Source organism: Aggregatilinea sp., from assembly GCF_036822615.1.
Lineage (GTDB): Bacteria > Chloroflexota > Anaerolineae > Aggregatilineales > Aggregatilineaceae > Aggregatilinea.
The window spans coordinates 1,500-5,325 of record NZ_DAISHJ010000078.1 but is presented as its reverse complement, the minus strand read 5'-3'; the positions used below and the strand labels follow the sequence as shown (position 1 = coordinate 5,325).

At 68.4% G+C, this 3,826-nt stretch carries 2 protein-coding genes; both read left to right on the top strand.

Features of this window, described 5'->3' with window-relative positions:
* Window positions 1-2,960: hypothetical protein (locus V7116_RS17895; RefSeq protein ID WP_324393328.1), on the top strand; the 2,960-nt coding region annotated here is incomplete at its 5' end.
* On the top strand, window positions 2,953-3,826 hold an 874-nt coding region (locus V7116_RS17890), incomplete at its 3' end, for a hypothetical protein (protein ID WP_324393327.1). The genes V7116_RS17895 and V7116_RS17890, both read left to right, overlap by 8 nt.

The window sequence follows — 3,826 nt, the reverse complement described above, 5'->3', positions numbered from 1 at the left end:
CCGCCGCCGATCCGCTCGTGATCGTCCGCGTCCCGGCGGGCACGGCGAAGATCACCCTGGTGGTCGAGGATGCCAACGGCAGCACGGCGCTGCGCTACTGCCCGGTGTGGGCCTGTCACGAGACGTTGGCGCCGCCGCTGGCGTACGGCGATACAACGTCGGGCTTCCGCATCACGCGCGACGTCACCCCCCTTGAAAGCGGCGGGCGCGAGCTGCAGGTCGAGCTGTTCGGGCAGGACGGGGCGTTCGACGAGGACGTGATTCCGGCCCATGCGCTGATGTGCTACTGGGAGGACGCGACGTTCGGCGGTGACGCGCCGCCGGCAGTCTACCGCGACCAGATGCTCGGCTGGGTGCTGCGCGACGCGGTCATGACCCAGCTGTACCGCGGCTATTACCAGCTCACCCTGGTCACCGCCCACGCCATCCTCGACACCCTGGACGGCATCGCCGACACGCTGCAGCGGGACGACGCGCCGCAGGGCTGGACGCAGATGGCGCACATCACCGACGACCGGCTCATCGCCTATCTGCTGCGCTGGCACAGCACGGCGTTGGACGTGTGCAACCTGTACCCGTCGGGCATCAGCGACGAGTGGGGTACCTCCAACATTGCCGACGCCAGCCTGTGGCAGCAGGTCAAGGCACTGGTCAAGGATTTCAGCGGCGAGGCCTGTTTCGACAGCCTCAACGGCCTGTCGGTGCAGCGCCACCCGGCGCACGAGGACGAGACCACGCGTGCGGCGCGCGGGGTCCTGATGACCCTCACCGCCTCGGACCTGACCGACGCCGACGGCGTGCTGCTGGACTACCAGCGCCGCCCGCGCACGGGTCTGGTCATCGCCGTCGGGCAGGCCTGGATTGGCGGCAAGTCGGTGGTCTACCAGTCGCACGCGCCGGGCAAGACGCCGGGCGCGTCACCGGGCGTCGAGACCCTGCCGATGCAGGTGCTGCCGGCAGACGGATCCGCGCAGACCGTGCTCGACCGGCTGGCCGGGTCGCATTATGCGCGCGACAACGGGCCGCTGCTGGGGCAGGGCCTGAGCCTGCTGGGCAACCTGGACGTGGTCGAGCCGGGCTGGCTGCAACCGCTCGCGCTCGACCTGGTCGGACGCAACCCGCGCGGGCTGGCCTTTTCGGACGCCCGGATCATCGTGACCGGGGTGACCGTGACGCACAGCGCCGAGCGCGGGCAGCCCGCCAAGCGCATCAGCTGGACCGTGGACTTTTTGACCGAGGGTATTCCCGGCGAGCCGGTGCCGGTCGTCGAAGACAGCAGCCCGCCCGGTGACGACGACCCGTATCCGGGCACGGGCCTGCCGGACGACGAGACCGCGCTGGAGCTGCTGCCGGATGGTGAGGTCTTCGCCTTGCTGACGTCGGGCGGCTATTTGCTGACCTGCGACGACTGGTCCAGCGGGCCCACGTGGGCGCTGGGTCTCGACCTGGTCACTGCAGGCCTGCACGGCGACCTGCTCGGCTTCCAGCCCGACCCGTTCAGCCCGGGCTACGCGCCCGGCGGCGGTGCGGTCAACACCAAACTGGTGACGACCCTGCGCGTCGAGGACCTCGACGACGTCTTTGGCACGCCGGCGTTGACCAGCAGGCACACGTTCGCGGTGGAGGCCGCGCGGCGCATCATTCACACCGAGCGCGGCGTGCCGAACTTTTACGGCGTGGCCACCTACTACCCGGGCAGCGGCACTTATCTGGCCGTGACCACCGACGGCACGACGTGGTCCGAGGGGGTGGTATCTAGCGTCGTGCGCAGCAGCGGCTCCGGGCCGGATCTGAGCGCGTTCGACTGGGCGCACGATATCGACCTCGTCAACACCGACCCGGCGACCTACGGCATCACGTTGAGAGGGACCTGGGTGGCGGGCGTGGGTGTGGTTGCAGACTCCGGAGTCATCGGCATCAAGACGGCCTGGCGATTGTCCGTCACCATTCCCGCCACGGGCACCTGGGGCGGGGTCGTCGAGCACAGCGACTTCGGCTTCATCGGCATTTACGGCCACGTCTCCACCGACCCGCTCAACGGCGGCCCCACTTCCACCAGTCTGGTGTTCAATAATCCCGGCGCGCCCGACACGGACTTTGGCTTCACCATGTCGAACTGGATCGCCTCCGGTGGGTCATGGGAATGGAGCGGCGCGCCGACCCAGAACGTCACGATGGAAGAAGAGGGCGTGCTCTCGCTCGTCACGAATCACACCGCCGTGCACCTGACCGATCCGACCATCGTGACGCGCGTCATCGTGGCGGGCAATACAATCGATCCCTGGCCTACGCTGCCGGATTACGTCACGGGCGACACCGCGCCGATGCCGACGCTGTACGTCTCTCCCCGGGTGGCCGGGCGGCTGCGCCTGGGGGCGTACGTGAACGACGGCGGGGAGATCGTCGGCAAACTGTTCCAGAGCGACGACTACGGCGCGACGACCAGCCAGGTCGATATTCCCGCGACCGACTTCGGGGACGGGATCGGGGGCAACTTCAACGAGCCTTACGACGGCGACGGGATGCTGTCGATCTGGAACAAGGCGACGTTGGCTGGCAACATCCCGCACATGACTCAGCTCGGCGGGCACGATTACACCGAGATGATCAATTCAGACGGTGGACCGGTCGGGCCGCGCGCGGTGGACACGAACCCGAATAACCGCTCCCACGTGGCAATGGTCCGGGTCCGCTTTGACGGCTACACCCGCCTGGAGGTGTCGCGCTCGGGCGGGATGCCGGGCACGTGGACGCCGCTGACCGACTGGGCGGCGCCGGGGACCGGCTTCACCTGGGTCGCGGTCTCAGGCTCGGACACGCTGTACGCGGGCGGCTGGGACTGCCTGATCACCGGCCCGGCGCTGGGCAGCGTGCTCTACGACAAGGTGACCAACATCCCGGACGATTTCCCGAGCGCGGGCGAGATCCTGGGCATCATCGGAGGGCCGGTCAGTGGCTAATCTGACGGATATTTTTACGGATATCTTTGCGGACATCCTCGGCACGCTGCTGGAGATGGCGGGCATCACCGTCGAGGGTGACCTCGGCTATCTCGGCTACACCCCGCCCGGCGGCAGCTACACCGTGCGCGACGACAGCGGCTATTTGTGGGCCGTGGTCAAGAGCGGCGAGACGCGTGGGGCGGTCCTGGCGCGCAACGATGGCAACGTGCCCGCGTCGCCGGGGCTGCCGGTCGAAGTGGTGACGCAGATCATCCAGGGCAAACCGCAGGCCGTCATCAAAGGCTCCTACCCGCTGCTGGGCGACCTGTTCCTGGGCAGCAGCGCGGCCAGCGCGGGCGTGGGCAGCCACACGCACGACGACCCGTCCAGCGAGCTGTACGACCCGGTCGGCGAAGCGCGGCTCAAGCCCGGCCTGCTCGCGCCGTACAAGGTCGGCGAGACCTACACGATGCGCTGCCAGGTGCTGCCATTCACGATGACGATCGACGGCGCCGATATCTTCGTGCCGCGCCTGCTCACACCGGACCTGTCGAGCTACCTGCCGTCGGCGGGGATGCGGCGGCTGGTAAAGGTTGGGGTGCGCCTGAGCGACCTGACGGTGGTCGTCGCCGCGGGCAGCACCGAGCCCGCCAGTCGACCAGTACGCCGAGATGCTGGCCGCGATCACGTTCGATCCCGGCGATGGCCGGGTGAAAACGATCGACGGGGTCAAGCTGCTCTCGACGACGACGGCGATCAACCACTACAAGCAGTTCGTGCGCAACGCGCGATCGTGGCTGCTGGACAGCCTCGACGCGACCACGGTGCAGTTCAACGCCGCGCAGCTCCAGAGCCGCGACGTGGCCGCGACGTCACCAACGGAC